The sequence below is a fragment of the Actinomadura logoneensis genome, from assembly GCF_003428695.1.
Taxonomy (GTDB): domain Bacteria; phylum Actinomycetota; class Actinomycetes; order Streptosporangiales; family Streptosporangiaceae; genus Spirillospora; species Spirillospora logoneensis.
Genome location: NZ_QURH01000359.1, coordinates 1 through 570, shown reverse-complemented (window position 1 = coordinate 570; position 570 = coordinate 1). Strand labels below are relative to the sequence as shown.

Sequence of the window (570 nt, the reverse complement as noted above, 5' to 3'; positions counted from 1 at the left end):
GGGCCCACCACGGACGCGGCCGCGGCGAGCACGGCGACGGCCGCCACCCCGCCGCACCCGTCGAGCACGGCGGTCGCGGCGACCGCCTGCGCCGGGCCGCCGACCAGCAGCGGCAGGGCGGTGACCAGCAGCACCAGCAGCCCGCCGCTGCACAGGAAGGCGCGGACGGGCCGGTCGGCGGTCGCGATCAGGATCTGCACGAGCGCGGTGAGCTGCAAGGTCACGGCGGCGGAGCAGATGGCGTAGGCGGCGCCCGCGCCGCCCGGGCCGACCGTCCGGTCCACGAAGGACGGGACGGGCACGTCCGTCATCGAGCGGACCACGTAGGCCGAGCCGAACGCCAGCAGCGCGGTGACCAGCGCCGAGCCGAGCCCGATCAGCCAGAGCCGGCGGGCGGCGGCGTCCACGTCCGCGAACGACTCGTGCAGGGCGATGAAGTCGGCGTAGCGGTCCTGCCGCGAGGGCGGACGCGTGGCGCGCCGGCAGCGGAACCCCCGCTGCCAGGCCTGCGGATGGGCGCGTCCCCGGCGCCGGGCCCCGCCGCGCCCCGGGCGCCCGCCGCCCCCGGCG

Annotated in this window: 1 protein-coding gene; it reads right to left on the bottom strand. The window is 79.5% G+C overall.

Features of this window, described 5'->3' with window-relative positions; genetic code table 11:
* Nucleotides 1-570, bottom strand: a 570-nt coding sequence (locus tag DZF91_RS40010) for a hypothetical protein (RefSeq protein ID WP_117359460.1), incomplete at both ends; no start/stop codon positions are given.